The organism is Enterococcus sp. AZ071 (assembly GCF_050499065.1).
Taxonomy (GTDB): domain Bacteria; phylum Bacillota; class Bacilli; order Lactobacillales; family Enterococcaceae; genus Enterococcus_A; species Enterococcus_A ferrettii.
Window position 1 is genome coordinate 123,868 of the sequence record NZ_JBIPAS010000001.1, and the last position, 18,262, is coordinate 142,129.

Below are 18,262 nucleotides of genomic sequence, written 5' to 3' on the forward strand. Positions count from 1 at the left end.
GATTGAATGCTTTACGTGCCAAACGATCAAGAACGTGATCCACGAGTAAACCTTGCCATTGAAACCTATCTATTACGCAATATGCCATTGGATGAGCCAATTCTATTGTTTTATATCAATGAGCCCTCTATTATCATCGGGCGCAACCAAAATACGATTGAAGAAATTAACAAAGAATATGTGGAAGAGCAGGGGATTAAGGTTGTCCGTCGATTAAGTGGCGGGGGAGCGGTTTATCATGATACTGGGAATTTGAACTTCAGCTTCATTATGCCAGATGACGGCAATTCCTTCCGAGACTTCAAGAAGCTGACTGAACCAATCGTAGAAGCTTTGCATAAATTAGGCGTTCAGGGCGCTGAGTTGAAGGGCCGCAACGATTTGGTCATTGAGGATAAGAAGTTTTCTGGGAATGCAATGTACTCAACCAATGGTCGGATGTTTGCTCACGGAACTTTGATGTTTGACAGTAATGTCGATGAAGTCGTTAATGCTCTGAAGGTTCGTAAAGACAAGATCGAATCAAAAGGGATTAAATCCATACGTTCTCGTGTTACCAACATCAAGCCGTTCCTGCCGGATGATAAACAAGATATGACGACTGAGGAATTCCGCCAAGCGATTCTGTTACAGATTTTTGGTGTGGACAGTGTCGACCAGGTGAAGACGCATGAATTGAACGATGAGGACTGGAAAGCGATCAATCAAATCTCTGACGAGTATTACCGAAACTGGGATTGGAACTATGGTCGTTCTCCAGAGTTTGACTTAGAACGTCGCCAACGCTTCGCAATTGGTTCCATTGAGGTCCGTTTGAATGTAGCTGAAGGTGAAATCAAAGAAGCAAAAATCTTCGGTGATTTCTTTGGTCTAGGGGAAATTAAGGACGTAGAAGATCAATTGGTTGGTACAAGATATGAGAAAGCTGCGTTGGAAGAGGTAGTGGATCAAATTGATCTGACGCATTATTTTGGCAACGTCACTAAAGAGGAATTTTTATCATTACTCTATTAAGAGAAGAAGGAGCAGCAAATCGCTTAGTTTTAGGCGGCTTACTGCTTTTTTTTGTTCTTTTGATCGCCTTTACTTAATATAAATTATGATAAAGATTCTTAAGCATCGTCAGGTAACTCTTTGACACAAAAGATATTTTTGTAATCAAAATTAATGCAAAAACGGTGTAATTAGGTTTTTTTTCATCGATAAATATGCTTTTGTTTAAAAAATAATCTTATTCTTATCGTATGGTTAAATTTTATATGATAATATAATTATTGAGGGGGAGTTGGTATGAATATTGCCATTTGTGATGATGATCTTTTCTTTTGTGATCAAATCGAACAATGTTTGGAGGATTTATTTCAAAAAACATGTACGTCTGAAGTATTTACCTCTGGAGACGAGCTTCTTGCTTATATTCAAAGGCATGCTAGTTATTTCCAGATTTATTTATTGGATATCGAAATGCGGGGAACCAATGGAGTAGATACAGCCAAAAAAATCCGAGAGCTAGACTTGGATGCATTAATTATATTTGTAACAAGTCATAAGGAATGGGTCTTGGAGGCCTTTGATGTGACGGCCTTTCATTATGTGATAAAGCCGTTGAATAAGGAAAAGTTTTCGTCCATTTTATTATCTGCAGAAAAATTTTTTATGAAGCAAAGAAAACTGTTCCACTTCGTCGTTCGCAAGCAATTAAAAACACTGCCCATAACTCAAATTGAGTATCTTGAGAGTACAGGGAGAAAAATCCGTGTTTTTACTACAGACAAAGAGTGTCACGAGTACTATGGGACATTAAAGGAGGCCGAGGAAAAACTTGATTTAAGTACATTTGCCCGAATCCATCAGTCCTATTTATTGAACATGAATTATATCGATGTTTTGGAAGAAAAAATAGTGGTTATGAAGAATAAAAACAGACTGCCTATCAGCAAGAGACTGCGTTCGTCGTTTTTAAAGCAGTATCGAAACTATCTTCGAATGATGGGAAATACGTCATTTAAGGGTGGTGAGGGGAATGCTAGCTAGGTTTTTCTCTTACTTTGTTTTTACAACGCTTTTTTTTATGAATACTTATCTGCTTCATTCGACTTTTTTGGAGGTTAAGCCTTCAGGGAAAAAGAGGACGACCCTCTTTTTTTTATTCCTGACCATAATGCTTGTCTCGTATTTGAATGAGCAGCTTAATTCTATACTGACAGGCTACTTACGACTTATTGTTCTCTTTTTGCTTCTCTGTTTATATTACGGGATTTTTAGCTTATTTTTTTATGGCGAATGGTATAAGAAGCTATTTATTTGTTTTCTCATGCAGTTCTTTTTTGTCTTCGCAGAATCTGTGCTGTGGCTCATAGTGATTTCAATAAAAAATTCTGAGGAAATAGCTCTATTATTACAAACAGATTGGTACGCAGGGGAGCTGGTAATGCTGCTTATTTTGCCAATTGTTTTTCTGATGAATAGAAAATCAAAGAGGCACCACTCACTGCCAGCTCATGTTGCCTTTCTTTATATTGCGATTGTGTTAGTTTGTTTTACTATTTCTAGTTACGTGTTGTTTAGTACGGATAAATTTTTAGTAAGCTCTCATATGATTTTGTTAATCATGTACTACTTCTCTTTTAAGGTGATCGAGAAAGTGCATGAACAAAATTACCAACATCAGTTGAATGAAAAGAAACTCGTTTTGGAAAATCAATATTATCAAAAGGTTGAGCAGCATCAGGAAGAAGTACGTATGCTTAAGCATGATATGAAAAATCAGTTGCTGGGAATACAAGCTTACTATCAAGAACAGCAGTATGAAAAACTTGGAGGACTGCTGACAACCTTAGTTCAGAAATCCGTTACTTATGAAAAAACCTTCTTTACTTCAAACAAATTGGTAAATCTTATTGTTGCGGATAAAATTGGTCTAGCAAAAGAAAGGGAGATTGATTGTTCGGTAGAGATAGTGATTCCCTCTGAATTAGCAATTGCGGACAATGATCTCATTAATGTTTTATCAAATATCTTAGATAATGCGATCGAAGCCTGTGGCTATTGTGAGGATGGAGCCTTTATTTTTTTGGAAGTATTTTTGAAAAGACATTGTTTATTCGTTCACTGTAAAAATAGTACGGATGGTTTACACCATTCGCTAGATACAAGAAAAAAATCAGGGGATCATGGTTTAGGATTGAAGAGTATGCGAGCTGTAGTTGACAACTACAATGGGGAGCTTACCTATAAATGGGAGGACAAACAATTCTCAATTGAGGTGCTGTTGTTCGAAGACCACATATGACGAGAAAAAAGTCATTTTTTTACAAATAGATAAAATAAATAAATGGCCGTGTTACAGTAATACATGTAACGCGGCTATTTGTTTATTCCTTTATTAAAACAAATTTTTATCATGGATTTGTTTAAAAAATGATCTTTGTAATAGGCCGTTGGAACTTTCCATTATATTTTATGATAGATCTTTCTTAAAAGAGTAAGCTGGTCATTTTCGGTATCAATCTGGTTATTCGGATTCGATATACATCTCAAACTATAAAAGAAAAAGGAGAGAAAAAGAGATGAAAAATTTAAAGCAAAAAGTTTTAGTCGGGTTAGCTAGCACGGCAATGATGGGAGGCATTTGTGTAGGTGGTATTGGCGCTTTTGCAGCAGATACAGCTGATACACCTGTAAAAGTAAGCTTCGATGCAGATGGACATATTGTGATTCCAGAAGATGGCGATGACTTGTCTCTACGTTATGTACCAGCTCTAGTAGACTTTGAGACTCATACCGCAGGTGAAGCTGTAACATCAAATGTTACTTTATCAAACCGCTATGTAGCATTGCGAGATATTCGTCCAGGAACTTCAGGAACAGACTGGAAATTATCAGCAAAAGCATCTGCACTAGCTTCAACAAGTGCAACAATTAGTACTGGATCTATTAAAGTAAGTGTAGGGGATACTTTAGATTGGACAGAACCATTAGAACCGACTTCATCCAACTTAGGTGGTGTAGCAGCTGGTGTTACTGAAACGGCTTCAGTGACGCTTCCACTAGGTGGTGCATCTTTAGAAATTGCTCAAAGCTCTACAGGTACACGTCAAGGCTTTGCTGTTCCTATTCAAGCAATGGAATTGAACCTTGCAGCAGCAGATACAGATCACCCAAGTGATACCTTCGAGGGAAATGTAACTTGGACTTTATCTGATACGATTTAATCATTCTAAAGAATAAGGAGAGAAGGGACAATTCTCTTCTCTCCCTTTTTAGTTAGGAGAAACACTATGAGCAGGCAGAAAAATCATGAAAAATTCGTCAGACATCCTTCATTTAAATTAGTTACTAGTCTTTTCCTTATAGTAAGCCTATTCTTTTTATCTTGTAACCGAGCATTTGCTAGTGAAGAGATACCTGAAAAAGAAGAAAAGGGAAAGGTGGGCTTTACTGTAGAGGCGGTTAAACCGACTACTCAGCTAGATCCAACCAAAAGTTTCTTCTTTATAAAGGTAGCTCCGCAAGAACCGCAAAAATTGACTTTAAAGGTAAAAAGCACTCAAAAAGCAGAAGAAAAAGTAAAGCTTTATATCAAAAATGCGTATACAACCTCCGAGGGAACGATTGATTATGACCATGAGGACATCATCAAGGATGAGACACTGGTTCAGCCGATTGAGGAATTAGCTAGTGTAGAGCCTAAGGAAGTCACTGTCAAAGAGTTTGAAACAAAAGACGTGACAATCACCATCAATCCGCCCGCTGAAGCTTTTGAAGGAGTGAAGATAGGGGCTATTTGTGCCATGAGTGCTACAGATGAGACTGAGGAAAAGGGTATTGGTTCTTCCTTTGGTTATCGGGTGGGGTTAGTGGCTATGTCAGAGGAGGACGACTATGAAAATGGCTCGTCTTTAAATCTGATCCGTGTGAAGCCAACCGTTGATCAAGGAAAACGAGTGATTCAAGCTCGTCTCCAAAATCCAGAAAGTCAAATTTTGAACGAACTGGAAGTCCAGACAGCGTTACGTAAAAAGGGCGAAAAAGAAGTACTCCGAGAACGTAAAGCAACGGGTATGCGGATGGCACCAAACTCACAATTCGATTTTTCAACAACTTGGGGTTTGGATCCGATTGAGCAAGGAGACTATGTTCTATCTATCAAAGCTTTCTCCGGTCCACATAGCTGGTCATGGGAAGAGGAATTTAGCATCAATAAAGAAACAGCTCAAAAGATGAATGAAGAAGCGGTTTACACCTTAACCTATCCTAAGTGGGCACCACTGGTAGTTATGGCGCTAGGAATACTGACCCTCATGAATATTGGCTGTCTGTATCTTCGTAGAAAAAAATGGGAAGCAAGATAAGTTCATAGAAAGGAAGGTGAACTTATGATAAAAAAGTGATCAAGTGTCTTGGGCTCTTCAGTCTTTTGACTTTTATGCTGGCAATTAATCTGCCTGCAGAGGCAGCAACCAGCGCAGAGACCAAGATTAAGGTTACCATTACTCAAACTTCGCCTCCTGTAGTTGACGGCGGGGGAGATGTTATTCAGAAGAATCCAAGCGACCACTCATCCATTGCTACAAGTGGAAAACGATTGCCGGTCACAGGTGAAAGCTATAGTCAGCTTCTTTCTTGTTTAGGCTGCTTGACACTGGGCGTTACCGTTCTTCTTTTTGTATTAGGTAAGGAAAGGAAGGATCAGACTTATGAAGCCAGCAACTAAAAAACTAATCAATTATCTGCTGGTCAGCGGCTTGCTGCTTCAAAGTTTGAGCCCAATGCTAGCTGTAGCCACGACGGTTGAAGAAAGTTTTACTCAAGAGACTGTCAGTGAATCAACCAGTGAGAATCTGAAGGAATCGGTCTCTTCTGATTCAGAAACAGTAGAGAGCACTATAGAAAGTACTACAGAAAATGTGATTGAGAAAGCCCCCGTCATTCCAACAGAAGTCGAAAAAGAGTATGACGAACGAATGTTGAATGATGAGAATAAAGCGGACTCTCCACATCCAGTGATTAAGCTTGATGAGCAAAAGCTAGATGAACAGTTCCTTATCGAGGGTAAAATCACAGCTGAATCAATTGTTGAAGATAATGTTTATTCAAAGACACTTTTGAAAGCGACGATTTTGCAAAAAAGGCTTGCGGATAGCGAGTGGGAAACGGTCGATAAGATTACACTGAATGAAAATCAAGAATATTCTTTAAACAAAGAAGAAGTTCCTTTTGGATTTTCCAGTGATGCTGATGAATCAGCAGAGTATCGTTTATTACTGGATTATGAAGTCAAGAGGTATGAAAATGATGATTTGCGAGCTATTGATGTTCATAAAGCCCAGTATTTTATTAAAAACAAGCTAGAACAAAATACTAAATCAACTAAGGCTTTAGATAAAAAAGATTCAGAAGAAATGCAACACTTTTTTAGGTTAGACAGAGGGATTTCTTTGTTCTCTAGTTCATTTGACCATCATGGAAATATAGATAATGATTACTTGAACTATGTTCGCATCCGGGAAGTAACTAAAGAAAGTGGAAAAATTTCTTTTCAATCTTCAGTAACGAGTGTTTCAAATCGAGCGCATCCGGTTTATGCGGTTGTTCATACAGACCCTGAATTTATAAGGAATATAAATGGCACACATCCGCAAATTAATCGCGGACCATGGGCTATTGTAAAGCAAAATGCTTTAAGAATAGTGAATATTCCTCATACGGGAGGAACAATAACTAATGCATATCATAGTAGAGAGGAGGTAGCTATTACAGGGCTGACACCTAATACTGATTACTATGTTTGGATGGTTTATATTAGGAATCGTGATGAAACAACTGAGTGGGCTCAACATATGAGTTTTTCAGGTTTAACAAATATGAATCAGGAAAGATCCTATCATTTCAGAACGGAACCGCCAACACCATTGACCAACATTAGGGTACCAGGATTCGTACAAAGCAGTGCCACAACAACATCAATTAGTATGAATGGGAGCTCTTACGATGGAGACATATCTCAAGATGCGAATGATGGGTTAGTTCAGATCACTTCTAACGAGGGTAGTAATTATGAGACAAAAATAACCAATTTGAATCATGATACTTCTACTGGTGGAAACTATAGGGGAGCAACAATTACAGGACTGACACCAGGAACTAGATATAAGGGAAGAGTGGTATTAAAAGACTATGACCGCATAGATAGATATTCAGGATTAAGCAGCTACTTTTATACCCCAAATACTGTTAATCAACCGGGAATTTCGGCTTTGGGTACTCCCACTGTTAACAACAATGCTACGGCAAATGTGGTAGCAACTTATAATGTTGGGAATGTAGCCGCGCATCCTTCACAAGTAGAAGTATCGATTAGTACCAACAATTCTAATTGGAACGTAATTAATACTGGAACAACACCAGCAACTACAAATCCAATTATCAATCCTGGAAACAAACAGGTATCCTTTACATTATCTAAACTTAATGCTAATACTAAATATTTTGTCCGTTATAAAGTGAGAAATGCTAGTAATAATTGGTCGGCAGATTCAGAGTCGCGAAATTTCACAACAAAGGGGATTCCTGTAACAATCGAGCCACCTAACGTAACGAATATAACTTCTGTTAGTGCTACTGCTGGTAACAATACCTATACGGGTACGGTTCTACCAAATCAAGGGTTCATCCAATATTCAAATGAATCTGGAACTGGAATGGAATCTCAGAAGGCAACCAATCTTCCATACTCTAATGGAAACTATGGAACAGTAGAACTCACTAATCTATATCCTGGATCAAAATATCGAGCAAGAACCAGTATTATGGCTTCAAATAATGTGCCAGCTTGGTCTGAATGGACCGATGATTTTGTCACGCCAACTATATTGACAGATCTAGAACTTACTGGAAAACAAGAGCCAACTACTGCAACAAACGGTTACGGTTCTGCAACTTTCAAAGGATTTTATCAAGCAGCAACTAACATGCGTGAGCGAGCTGCTCATCCAGACAAGAATAAAATTAAAGTTGAGATTCAAGAAGTGGGTACGAGTTCATGGGTAAACGTTAACCTTCGAGAAGAAGATCGAAATATCGATTTTGGAAATAAACGTATTACTTTTAAAGTAAATGGTTTAAAAGCTGGAGCAGCATACAATGTTAGGTACAAAGTAGAGAATGGAAAAAATAATGGTTCTGCCAATGAAGTATGGTCTGATCCGAAACAGACAAATAATATAGTTTCTATGGCTGTTATTCCTTTAGAAGTAGTACAACCTAAAATTAGCGAATTGAAAGTCTCCAATACTGCTACTCCAGTTATCAGTGCAGTAGTTGGTAATAGTGAATATCGAGGAAATGTTTCTCCTTCTCGGGGAAGAATTGAATATTCATCCGAAAGCGGAGCAGGTATGATCATTACGAAGGCTGAAAATTTAACGCATCCAGGAACAATTGGTGGAACTTATGGTAAGTTAACAATATCTGGTCTTAGAGCTGGAGCAAAATATCGCGCACGTGCTGTTTTAAAAAAACCAGGACCAGAGACACCAACTAGCGATACTTACTCTGAATGGACCAGCTTTGTCACACCAACTATTCCTACTGTACTGACAACAACCAGTACAGTGAAGCCAACTAATGCGACAAATGCTGAAGCTGTTCTAAGCGGTTTTTACGCAGCTGCAACTCAAGAAAGAGAAAATCCGGCTTATCCTAATGACATTGAAGTTCAAATTAGAAAGAATGGAACATCTCAGTGGCAAACCGTACGTGTTCATGATCTCAACTTTGATTTTTCTTCTCGTAAGCGGGTTACTTTTAGACTAAAGGGTTTATCATCTAAAACGGTGTACGATGTTCGTTATAAAATAGAGAACGGGATAGGCAATTTCCCACAAGAAGAGGTGCAAACCGAAGTATGGTCTAATTGGACAGAATGTGAAGGGATAATTAGTACACAGGGGATTCAATTGCGAATTAATGGACCAACTATTCCACAAGCAGAAAATGCTATAGTAGGACCAACGTTTGTACAATTACATGCTTCTAAATATTACGGGGACATTTCTGCAACTTGGGCGAATGGTCAATTCAAGATGATGAAAGCTTCAGAAACTAATTGGCTTTCCGCAACTACAGTGTACACAGACTTAGTTCATGACCGCGTAACTGGTGTCGATGGTACTGCTAGCAACATCAATTACAACGGTGCTCGAACTATTTCCGGTTTAGCACCAGGTACGAAATACAAAGGTCGATTAACTGTACCAGATTATGAGGAAGTAGCTGTAGATTCACCAGAAACTGTTTTCTGCACGACACTCACGGTGAATACACCAACTGCATCAGCAACCGAGCGACCAATAACAGTGAACACCGCAAAAGCGACTGTAAGCGGAAGCTATAATGTGGATGTTATGAGCCCTGCTCATCCTGATCCTACTCGTGCGAATGACAACGCTGAGGTGGCAATTAGTTTAACCGGAAATGCCAATGATTTTAGAACGCTTGTCTACAATTCTACGGGAACAAATCCGTCGTTGAACAGTGCACCAGCGATCGATCTGATAACGAAATCGGTTGAATTTAAACTGAAAAATTTGAAAGAAAACACAGTTTATTATGTAAAATACCGAATGAAAAATGAAAGCAACAAATGGTCAGATTGGTCAACAGCAAATACAGTGACAACATTGACGCGTATGCCAGGCTATTACTTTGAAAATGTACCAGAATTCAACTTTGGCAGCTTAACCCGCAGTGATGTGGATACAACGAATCCATTAGCTTCAACAAGTGGTTCGTTTAACATGGAAATTGAAAATATTGGAATGGTCAACAATTGGGTACTTTCAGCTAAGTTAAGTTCAATTACAACTTTTGATGGCAGCAATCTTGAACTAACTAATGCTGCATTAATCGTTGGTAAAAAGTTGTCGAGATCGTCTGATGGTGGAGCAACTTGGCCCGAGGACGTATCCAGCACCTTTAATGTTGGTAATTCTGGATATGAAGTACTACCAAGTAACACAAGCGTCGAACTATGGAAAAGTCCTAACAGTGCCTCAGCCCAAGGGAAATTCAAGTACACGATTGATCGAAACTCGGTCCAATTGAAGGTTCTTGGAGGAACTGCTCAGGCAACTAGAGAATACCGTGGAAAGGTAACCTGGACAATGGATACTTTACCATAAGTTTATGGAAGAAAAGAGCGACGAGATCCTCTTTTCTTCCCGCTTTTAGAATAAAGGAGGAAATAGCGTGGAAAGATATGGATGGATGATTATATTAGCTGTTATTGGCATGATTGCTTTACTAAGCTTTTTTATATTTCTGATTAAGGATATGCAGCTAATCAAGCAACAAAAAAGAAGTCGCTGGTCATTAAGTTTAAATGTCTCCTTATTAATCATTTCAGCGTTATGCATCATACTGTCAGTTTATTTCTATATGGATATTCAAGATCAAATAAGCATTTTGGAAAAAATCTAATCAAGCAAAAATAAGAAGGTGAGAAGATGAGTCAAGTCATTCTGTTATCCAGCTGTCCTTATGCCGAACAGTCGTTTGAAAAAAACCTGAAGCTTTTAGGGCACGAAGTATTTTGTACAAGTCAACTAAATCACGAGCTCAATTTTCATGGCACAGGTAAGCAATTATTCCACTTTTTTGAGTACGTATTTATTAGCGAAACGATCTCTGATGAACAAACTAAATCAATTATTGAAGAGTTGGATTCGCTTCCTCTGACAATTATCAGAAAGGTTAGTCAGCAACCAACAAAGCAAAAAGCATCAGAGTGGGAAATGCAGGGAATTAGCAATTGGCTCCTAAACATTAGTAATATAGAAGAAATTCGAGATAAAATGGTGCTGGCAAGTAAAGAAATGGTACATAAAAGAAGAACAACCAGCAAACCTTGTCTATCACAATTAGAAAAGGAAAATCTCTTTTTTCAATTGCATTGGACAAAAACAGAGAAGAGGATCATGGATGCTTTTCTGAAAAATGAAGGAATATTTATTACTAGAAACCGTCTATGCGAATTAGTTTGGAATTCGGAATGTACACAGTCTAGGTTGAGTCAGCTGTCATACACCATTAATAAATTAAAGAAAAAGCTGAAAGATGTTGGAATAAACGAAGAAATGATTACTACAAGCTGGGGCAAGGGGTACCAGTTAAATCCAACGCTTTCCGAGCTGCTGCAACAGCAAAAATAGCAGTTCAATTTTTTCATATGCAGCAGGACTATTAAGCAATTTACAGTAAAAAAAGCAGAAAAACCATAGAATGAGGTGTGTGGTTTTTCTGCTTTTTAATTTGGATAAGCTATTGAAGTATCACTACGAATCAGGTTATCTGAGATAATCGTATAATCATTTGATGCTCCAAACGCTCATAGCGACCGCGTTTCTTTCCAACCAAGTCCTGTAATTCTTGCCGGTAAAAACTTAAATCCTCCTGAATGGTTTGATCAAAGGTCGGCCTGCTGTAAGGCTCCATTTGGCTTTCGATAATCAACTGATCGTCTTTTTGAGTAATATGCAGCGTTGCGTCACAGCCAATGTGCTGTTTTAAAACCAATAATTTTTCAAAGACTTGAATCAAAAGCTGCAGCAGTTCTTCTTCTAATAGCTGATTTTTCTTTTGCAGGCTGAAGGTACAGGTTAGTTTTCCATTCAGCTTTTTGAAAGCCTCCTGGTAATGTTCTTCTAAAATACTCAGTGTGAGATTGATTGGCTGCGTTTGTTCTTGGTTTTTTTTGTGAATCAGAGAGCTGAAATAAAGGGTTAAGCTCTCCAGCTTTTGATCAAAGGAAGCCGAGCGAATTGCTGAAGCTTGTGCCTCTTTTTTGTGTTTGGACAAGGCGGCATATTCTTCCCCAAAATGATACCCGCAAATCAAAACAGCTAGAGCTGTAAATAAAATCATCGGCCAATCGATAATTAGATTGGCTGCACCAATGAATAATTGAATGTAAAAGAAGCAGTGGATAACTGCGGCCATCACAATCCCTGGTGAACAAATGACATAGAAGCGATTGTCAGAGGCTGCTTCTAGTAGTGAGATCATTGCGGTGTACAAGGTCAGAAATACGTTTAAACCACTGGCTACCTGCAGAATCATGGGTAAAGGTATTTGCTGTGTGATTAAACTGAAGATGGTGGTCGCCAGCAGTGAGTACTCGATAATAATCACTGGCAAGTACCATTTACGATACAGTGTGTTTCTTAGCCAATAATAGCTGGTCAAAGCAATTGGAATCAGAATAGATGTCAAACTATACCACAGAGACAGCTTATCTGGAGCGAATAAAGTGCCGGTTGAAAGATTGTTTACCGAAGACTGGATTCCGACTAATAAGGAGAAAGCACATAAAAGTCCGGTTAAGGCGATTCGTTGTTTGTTCAATTTTTTTCGAGAGACCAACATGACAACAGCCGAAAGACTAATACCCAAACAAATGAACAATATAATCATTTGCGGTACGGAATGCATTAGAAAAAAGTGAGCTATTTCATCCGCTTCACCTAGAAAGACTTGAGCAGGTAATCCAGCATAATACTTGAAAGGACTTTTTGTAACAATTCGTAAGGGTTTTTGGTAATAATCCTTAGGTAGAGTAATTTTGGTAAACAGCAAGCCCGGATTTTCTTGCTTTGCAGTTTCTTGGTATTGGTAGATGATTTGGTTGTCTAACAATACTGTGACCCACTGGTGATTGGCACGTAGAATTAGTTCTGGATTTGTTATGGGTTGTCGCAAGGATTGCTGCATAATTAAAGATTCGTTCGGATCTACAAATTCAATGCGGCGGGTATTTTCACCAAATAGCTGCTGATCGGAGTGATTTTCAACAAAAAAGACCCAGTCGTTTTTCATCTCCATAACATCTGTTTTTTTAAGTTCTTTTCCGATTTGGAAAAAAATAAAAGAAAATAAAATTAAAATAACGGTCATTATTGTAATGAGCACAGAGGTGTGTCGAGTTTGGAAAGAGAATAATTTGCTAGATTGTCCGCTATTTCTTTGGGACATAAAATAATACCTCATCTTTCATTAGTCTTTTTATTTTAGAATGATAGCTACATTAATAGTATCATATTAGAAAACAATTTAAAATTGGAAATAAATTCAGAACAAAAGATAACTGTCGTAGCTATTAGACGAATAGGTGTGATATGATATTGGGGAATAAAACGTAGTAGAAAAATGGAAGGGGAAAAGAATGAATTACTATAAAAAAATAACCGTTTTTTATGGTGCGGTTATTGTGTTCTTCTTTTTGCTTACAACACTTACAATTGTTATTCCTCGTTTGCTGGAGGTTACCCCATATGTTGTAGAAGACAATAAAATGGCGCCAAAATATAGTAAGGGGGGCTTGCTGTTTGTTCGTCCTAACAGGAGACAGGCTCAAGCGGGAGACTCCATTACGTATTACGAAAATCAAGGTCAGTCAGTGAAAACACGTCGTGTACTGTCTGTTGATGAGAAGATCAATGGCTATTTTGTAAAAGGGGATAATGTTTCAAATGCTGAAATGGGTTTGGTGCATTTCCGTAATTTCATCGGCAAACCGGCTTTTTATCTGCCCTATATTGGTTTCTTAGTGAATACTCAATTTATGAATATGGTAAAAGCTTCATTATTCTTATTGGCGATCGTGCTGACGTTGCTGACGATTTTGTATCAGAAGAGTTATTATAGTAAGAAGGAAATACTAGAGAAGACTTGTGATGAATAAAGAAATATCCGTATCATAGCGACTGGCTATAGTAAGGATATTTTTTTGCTAATTATTAAAATGGAAACATCAAAGTGGTCTGAAAACCTTTCTTCAAATTAGTTTCAACAGTCATTGTTCCTTGGTGAGCGTGTGTAATTTGTTGGACTAAATGCAGGCCTAGACCATGACGCAGCTGCAAATGTTCATCAGTGCTATTCAGAGGATTGCTGTCTATCCATTGCTGCAAATCACGCTTCGAAGCACCTTGTCCATCATCAGTTACAATAATTGCAAAAGCCTGTGCTTCCAACGACAAAGAAATTTGGATGTTGCAGCCTTCAGGATTGTGCTGAATACTGTTCTGGACGAGATTATTAACAGCACGTGTTAGTAATCGTTCATCACAGGTGAAATAGAACGTCTCGGCCTCTGCGGGAATGACTAACTCCAGTTCGTATTTGTTTGAAATACCTGAATTTAATAATTCTGCTGTATATAAGCGAAGCATCTTTGCAACATGAGTTGAGGCTTTGTTTAGAGGCTGCATGTCGTATTCCAATTGCGAGACTAAATTCAGGTCTTGAACCAGTTCTTTGATTTTGATACTTTGCTGCAAAATAATCGCTGCCTGTTCTTGTGTAGCCTGGTTAGTAGTCTTATCTGCAGCGATTCGGTCTGCGTATCCCAAAATCATAGAAAGAGGCGTTCGAATATCGTGGGATACGCCGCTGATCCAGTTGGCACGGGCCTCGTTTTGCTGGTTCAATTTATAGGAAACGAGGTTGAGATTTTTAGCTACCTCAGAAAGCTCATTTTTAGTTTTTAGCTGAACGGTTTCACCGGCAGATAACTGCTGAAGACCTTCAACAATCGGCTGAGTACTGGCAATGATTTTTCTTTTGGATAAAAAGTAAGCACCGAAAAGTAAAATAAAATCTAAACTTAAAACGACGAACACAAAGGCTGGCAATGATTTGATTGTTTGAATCGGGTAGTAATTGCTCATTAATTTTGTGAAGCTGTTTTTGGGATAGCCGAGAACGAGCAAACCCGCTCCTTCTTTTTGAATAAACACAGGATAATCTGCTATATAGCCTTTAGAAAAGGTTGCAACATCCTGTAGTGAATAAGCTGTCGGAACTCCTTTAGGCAAATCCAGCGACCAGACTGCTTGGCCGGATTCATCAAGATACATTCCCCAAATATTTTGTTCCTCTAGTCGTTGTTTGCCTTGATTGCTTAATCCTTCTGCTGAAAAATCCTTGGTGGTTTGTTCCAGCATCACTTTGGGAGAAGGTGTCTCCTTGCTTTGAAAAATAATCTTCTGAAAAGCTAAACCGAACAGGATCAAATTGATTAAAAGCAGCAATAAAATGAATCCCGCGAAAGCGGATAGATACTTTGTAATGTATTTGCTGAATGAGTGCATTAGTCAGCCCTCTTTATCACTAGTTTATACCCGAGACCTTTGACAGTTAAAAGAGAGGTTGGTCGAGAAGGTGCTTCTTCAATTTTCTCTCGAATCCGTCGTATATGAGCCATCAAGCTATTTTCGTAGCCAAAAGGATTCTCCCCCCACACTGCTTCACACAACGTATCGATGGTAACAATTCTTCCCGCATTTCGAGCTAGAGTACTTAACAAGGTACGTTCAGTAGCGGTAAGCACCAACTGAGTTCCATCAGCGCGAGAAACTTCCGCTCGACTAAAATCAATCCGACAAAAATCCAATTGCGTACTGATAACATCTTCTTTGTAGCATCTTCGTAAGACCGCATGTATTCTCAGCAGTAATTCCTGAGGCAAAAAGGGTTTAACGATATAATCATCCGCCCCCAAACCTAACCCCTCCAGCTTATCCACGGGCTGATCTTTGGCCGTCAGAAAAATGACAGGAACCTCAGTAAACTGACGCAGCAACTGAAACAAGGTGAATCCGTCACCATCTGGCAGCATCACATCTAGTAAAATCAATTCCGGCTGCAGATCTTTTGCTTGGGTCAAACCTTGTTTCATATTGGAAGCTGTGTGAAGATTTCGAAAGCCATCATCCTGCAAAATGGAAGTTAACAGCTTTAATAATTCTGGTTCGTCATCAACTAGAAGCAGCCGTCTTTCTTTTAGATAGGAATCTTTCATGCTGTCACTCCTCATTTTTTTATTATTATAGCATTCCCAGCAAAGCCATTTACCTTAGCAATGAAAAGGTAAGGTAAATGTAAGGTCAGCAGGAGGTTGACGTAAGCTTAGTACTGCATGATAGAGGAAAGAAAGCGAGGCGACTGATTATGGAAGTTATTACCACTAATCGATTAACAAAGCAATACAAGGAGTTTACTGCTGTAGATAATTTGACCCTTCATATTAAGAAAAATAGCATTTATGGGTTTATCGGACCAAATGGCGCGGGAAAATCGACGACGATGAAAATGCTGCTGGGTCTAACCTCTCCTAGCGACGGCGACTTTTCTATTAATGGGAAAAGGTTTCCTAAAGATCGAATGGAAATATTAAGTGAGGTAGGTTCATTTATAGAAAGTCCTTCGTTTTATCCCAATTTAACAGGAAGGGAAAATCTTATAATTATTCAACGTATTCTTGGCTTGGAGAAACAGGCGGTGGATGAGGTGTTGGAGCTAGTTGATCTTAGCAGCTTTGGTGATCGGTTAGCAAAAAATTATTCATTGGGAATGAAGCAGCGGTTAGGATTGGCAACGGCTTTAATTGGTCGGCCGCCCATTCTTATTCTCGATGAACCAACAAATGGTTTAGATCCGACGGGGATTCATGAGATCCGTAATCTGATTCGGTCATTGCCCACCCTGTACGATTGCACCCTCTTGATATCGTCACATATGCTGGCTGAGATTGAACAGATGGCAACTGATGTGGGCGTGTTGAATCATGGCCGGCTGCTTTTTGAAGGAAGCCTAGATGCGTTACGGCAACAAGGAGAGGTAAGCCAACATCTAGAGGATATCTTTCTAACAATGATCCAAAAAGATAATGCTGCAAGGAAACAGAGGGCTCGTTTATGATGGAATTTTTGATTGAATTACGAAAACAAAAGCGCACTGGGATTATTTGGATTCTTATTGCAGTGGGCATAGTAGGGGCACTATACAGCCTGCTAAATTTTGGTCTTCGCAAAGATTCTTTGTTGGGACTTCCGCTGCCGCCGATGGATATTTTACTGACTCAATTATATGGAGTAGTGCTGATTTTTAATTTGTTTGGGGTGATTATGGCTGCTTGCTTAATTTATCAATTGGAATTTAAAGGACAAGCAGTAAGAAAAATGTATGTACTGCCCATTACGCTAACGAAATACTACCTAAGTAAGTTTGTGATTGTTACAGGGGGGCTGTTTATGGCTATTGTGTTGGAAAATGCCGCGTTGGCAAAGATCGGTTTGACAGAGTTGAGCCAGGGAGCCTTTGATTGGCCTACATTGCTGCGATTTGCGGGGTATTCCTTTGCAACAACTTTACCCGTATTAACTTTTATGTTGTTGATAGCTGCTCATTTTGAAAATATTTGGCTGCCTTTAGGAGTCGGTGTAATTGGATTTTTAACCGGATTAATCTTTGCTACAGTCAAGCCAGCTATTTTCTTACTCCATCCATTTGTCCTGTTGTTTCGTCCAGCAGTAGCTATGACAGCGGAGGTTGATCCTAAAATAGTGGTTCTGTTATTTGGAGAAGCGGCCATATTTTTAGCCGCTGGTCTGATCGCAACTAAAAAAATACGTTATGTATAAGGAGTGGCTTTACATGAACTTTTCTAAATTGCTAAAGAATGAGCATCTGAAAATCAGGCGTTCAAAAATAATTCCCCTGCTATTTATAGCACCAATTTTGGTGGTCGTCTCGGGAATTGCTAATATCAGTCAATATTTTACTCCAGAGTATACGAATGCTTGGGGAGCAATGTTTATCCAAAGTGCATTAGTGTATGCGTACTATCTTTTACCGTTTAGCATGATTGTCTTTTGTACCATGCTATCTGCACAGGAAACTCAAAACCGAGGCTTAGTCAAAATGCTGACATTGCCAGTCAGCAGGTCGGCTTTATCATTGTCAAAATTTTGTCTACTGGTGTTCGTTTTACTGGCAGAAATCATTATTTTCTTTTTAGTTTTTGTCGTTGCTGGATTTGCAGCAACGCAAATGATGGGAGTGCCTGGTGGAATACCTGTTTTTCAGATTTCATTGTGGTGCAGCGGATTGTTCCTAACCATGCTTCCATGTATCGGAGTGATATGGCTGCTGACAGTTTTATTTTCCAAACCGATTTGGTCGATTGGATTAAATCTTTTGCTGACAATTCCAGCTATTTTGGCAGCGAATACTTCTTTTTGGATCGTTTATCCTTATTGCTACAGCGGATACTTTGTGTCTCTCCTGCTGAATGCTTTTTCAACAGGAGAGACCACTAGTGCTTTGCAATGGTTTCCGTTTCTTCCGATAGCCCTGCTGATTTTTTTACTCGCTTTACAGCTGTCTTCTTGGTGCTTTGGAAAAGTACGAATGTAAATTG

At 38.9% G+C, this 18,262-nt stretch carries 16 protein-coding genes; 13 read left to right on the plus strand and 3 right to left on the minus strand.

Annotated elements, in window-relative coordinates:
• Window positions 1–6 precede the first annotated feature (6 nt).
• From IGI49_RS00590 to IGI49_RS00630, 9 genes are all read left to right on the plus strand, one after another.
• Window positions 7–1,014 carry a lipoate--protein ligase gene (locus IGI49_RS00590; RefSeq protein ID WP_429963019.1) on the plus strand — a complete coding sequence of 336 codons (1,008 nt, stop codon included), beginning with the start codon at window positions 7–9 and terminating at the stop codon, window positions 1,012–1,014.
• Window positions 1,015–1,290: 276 nt separating this feature from the next.
• Window positions 1,291–2,034 carry a LytR/AlgR family response regulator transcription factor gene (locus IGI49_RS00595; protein WP_429963020.1) on the plus strand — a complete coding sequence of 248 codons (744 nt, stop codon included), beginning with the start codon at window positions 1,291–1,293 and terminating at the stop codon, window positions 2,032–2,034.
• 397 nt (window positions 2,035–2,431) lie between these two features.
• Window positions 2,432–3,292, plus strand: a complete 861-nt coding sequence (locus IGI49_RS00600) for a sensor histidine kinase (protein WP_429963021.1) — start codon at window positions 2,432–2,434, stop codon at window positions 3,290–3,292.
• Window positions 3,293–3,569: 277 nt separating this feature from the next.
• Complete coding sequence (locus IGI49_RS00605) at window positions 3,570–4,214, plus strand: WxL domain-containing protein (RefSeq protein ID WP_429963022.1); 645 nt, start codon at window positions 3,570–3,572, stop codon at window positions 4,212–4,214.
• 66 nt (window positions 4,215–4,280) lie between these two features.
• Entirely contained in the window at window positions 4,281–5,354 is a 1,074-nt protein-coding gene (locus tag IGI49_RS00610; protein WP_429963023.1) for a DUF916 and DUF3324 domain-containing protein, read from the plus strand.
• A 35-nt stretch (window positions 5,355–5,389) separates the two neighbouring features.
• Window positions 5,390–5,716: a hypothetical protein gene (locus IGI49_RS00615; protein ID WP_429963024.1), complete on the plus strand. Its 327-nt coding sequence runs from the start codon at window positions 5,390–5,392 to the stop codon at window positions 5,714–5,716.
• Window positions 5,700–10,184: a WxL domain-containing protein gene (locus IGI49_RS00620; RefSeq protein ID WP_429963025.1), complete on the plus strand. Its 4,485-nt coding sequence runs from the start codon at window positions 5,700–5,702 to the stop codon at window positions 10,182–10,184. Before IGI49_RS00615 ends, IGI49_RS00620 begins: the two co-directional genes overlap by 17 nt.
• A 67-nt stretch (window positions 10,185–10,251) precedes the next feature.
• Window positions 10,252–10,482, plus strand: coding sequence for a hypothetical protein (locus IGI49_RS00625; RefSeq protein WP_429963026.1), 231 nt, complete (start codon window positions 10,252–10,254; stop codon window positions 10,480–10,482).
• A gap of 26 nt (window positions 10,483–10,508) precedes the next feature.
• Window positions 10,509–11,213, plus strand: a complete 705-nt coding sequence (locus IGI49_RS00630) for a helix-turn-helix domain-containing protein (protein ID WP_429963027.1) — start codon at window positions 10,509–10,511, stop codon at window positions 11,211–11,213.
• 130 nt (window positions 11,214–11,343) lie between these two features.
• On the opposite strand, the gene IGI49_RS00635 is transcribed toward IGI49_RS00630, so the two are convergent.
• Window positions 11,344–12,876: an MFS transporter gene (locus tag IGI49_RS00635; protein ID WP_429963028.1), complete on the minus strand. Its 1,533-nt coding sequence runs from the start codon at window positions 12,874–12,876 to the stop codon at window positions 11,344–11,346.
• Between the two features lie 346 nt (window positions 12,877–13,222).
• Here IGI49_RS00635 and IGI49_RS00640 point away from each other — a divergent pair, with 346 nt between their 5' ends.
• Window positions 13,223–13,741 (plus strand): S26 family signal peptidase, encoded by a 519-nt coding sequence (locus IGI49_RS00640; protein WP_429963029.1) that lies wholly within the window; start codon window positions 13,223–13,225, stop codon window positions 13,739–13,741.
• Window positions 13,742–13,796: 55 nt separating this feature from the next.
• Here the strand turns inward: IGI49_RS00640 and IGI49_RS00645 are convergent, their stop codons facing one another.
• Both IGI49_RS00645 and IGI49_RS00650 read right to left on the minus strand, forming a co-directional pair.
• Window positions 13,797–15,152, minus strand: coding sequence for a sensor histidine kinase (locus tag IGI49_RS00645; RefSeq protein WP_429963030.1), 1,356 nt, complete (start codon window positions 15,150–15,152; stop codon window positions 13,797–13,799).
• Entirely contained in the window at window positions 15,152–15,862 is a 711-nt protein-coding gene (locus IGI49_RS00650; RefSeq protein ID WP_429963031.1) for a response regulator transcription factor, read from the minus strand. The genes IGI49_RS00645 and IGI49_RS00650 overlap by 1 nt, the downstream gene beginning before the upstream one ends.
• Before the next feature lie 149 nt (window positions 15,863–16,011).
• On the opposite strand from IGI49_RS00650, the gene IGI49_RS00655 reads away from it, so the two are divergent.
• From IGI49_RS00655 to IGI49_RS00665, 3 genes are read left to right on the plus strand one after another with little or no spacing between them, the layout of a single operon-like run.
• Window positions 16,012–16,761, plus strand: coding sequence for an ABC transporter ATP-binding protein (locus tag IGI49_RS00655; RefSeq protein ID WP_429963032.1), 750 nt, complete (start codon window positions 16,012–16,014; stop codon window positions 16,759–16,761).
• Window positions 16,758–17,483, plus strand: coding sequence for an ABC transporter permease (locus IGI49_RS00660; protein ID WP_429963033.1), 726 nt, complete (start codon window positions 16,758–16,760; stop codon window positions 17,481–17,483). Before IGI49_RS00655 ends, IGI49_RS00660 begins: the two co-directional genes overlap by 4 nt.
• Window positions 17,484–17,496: 13 nt before the next feature.
• Complete coding sequence (locus IGI49_RS00665; protein WP_429963034.1) at window positions 17,497–18,258, plus strand: ABC transporter permease; 762 nt, start codon at window positions 17,497–17,499, stop codon at window positions 18,256–18,258.
• Window positions 18,259–18,262: the final 4 nt, after the last annotated feature.

What these genes read in the sequence shown, in the direction of transcription:
- IGI49_RS00600 (WP_429963021.1), top strand. Translation starts at nt 2,432, where the DNA reads ATGCTGCTTATTTTGCCAATTGTTTTTCTGATGAATAGAAAATCAAAG.
- IGI49_RS00640 (WP_429963029.1), top strand. Translation starts at nt 13,223, where the DNA reads ATGAATTACTATAAAAAAATAACCGTTTTTTATGGTGCGGTTATTGTG.
- IGI49_RS00665 (WP_429963034.1), top strand. Translation starts at nt 17,497, where the DNA reads ATGAACTTTTCTAAATTGCTAAAGAATGAGCATCTGAAAATCAGGCGT.
- IGI49_RS00620 (WP_429963025.1), top strand. Translation starts at nt 5,700, where the DNA reads ATGAAGCCAGCAACTAAAAAACTAATCAATTATCTGCTGGTCAGCGGC.
- IGI49_RS00645 (WP_429963030.1), bottom strand. Translation starts at nt 15,152, where the DNA reads ATGCACTCATTCAGCAAATACATTACAAAGTATCTATCCGCTTTCGCG.
- IGI49_RS00605 (WP_429963022.1), top strand. Translation starts at nt 3,570, where the DNA reads ATGAAAAATTTAAAGCAAAAAGTTTTAGTCGGGTTAGCTAGCACGGCA.
- IGI49_RS00595 (WP_429963020.1), top strand. Translation starts at nt 1,291, where the DNA reads ATGAATATTGCCATTTGTGATGATGATCTTTTCTTTTGTGATCAAATC.
- IGI49_RS00635 (WP_429963028.1), bottom strand. Translation starts at nt 12,876, where the DNA reads ATGAAAAACGACTGGGTCTTTTTTGTTGAAAATCACTCCGATCAGCAG.
- IGI49_RS00650 (WP_429963031.1), bottom strand. Translation starts at nt 15,862, where the DNA reads ATGAAAGATTCCTATCTAAAAGAAAGACGGCTGCTTCTAGTTGATGAC.
- IGI49_RS00610 (WP_429963023.1), top strand. Translation starts at nt 4,281, where the DNA reads ATGAGCAGGCAGAAAAATCATGAAAAATTCGTCAGACATCCTTCATTT.
- IGI49_RS00590 (WP_429963019.1), top strand. Translation starts at nt 7, where the DNA reads ATGCTTTACGTGCCAAACGATCAAGAACGTGATCCACGAGTAAACCTT.
- IGI49_RS00630 (WP_429963027.1), top strand. Translation starts at nt 10,509, where the DNA reads ATGAGTCAAGTCATTCTGTTATCCAGCTGTCCTTATGCCGAACAGTCG.
- IGI49_RS00660 (WP_429963033.1), top strand. Translation starts at nt 16,758, where the DNA reads ATGATGGAATTTTTGATTGAATTACGAAAACAAAAGCGCACTGGGATT.
- IGI49_RS00655 (WP_429963032.1), top strand. Translation starts at nt 16,012, where the DNA reads ATGGAAGTTATTACCACTAATCGATTAACAAAGCAATACAAGGAGTTT.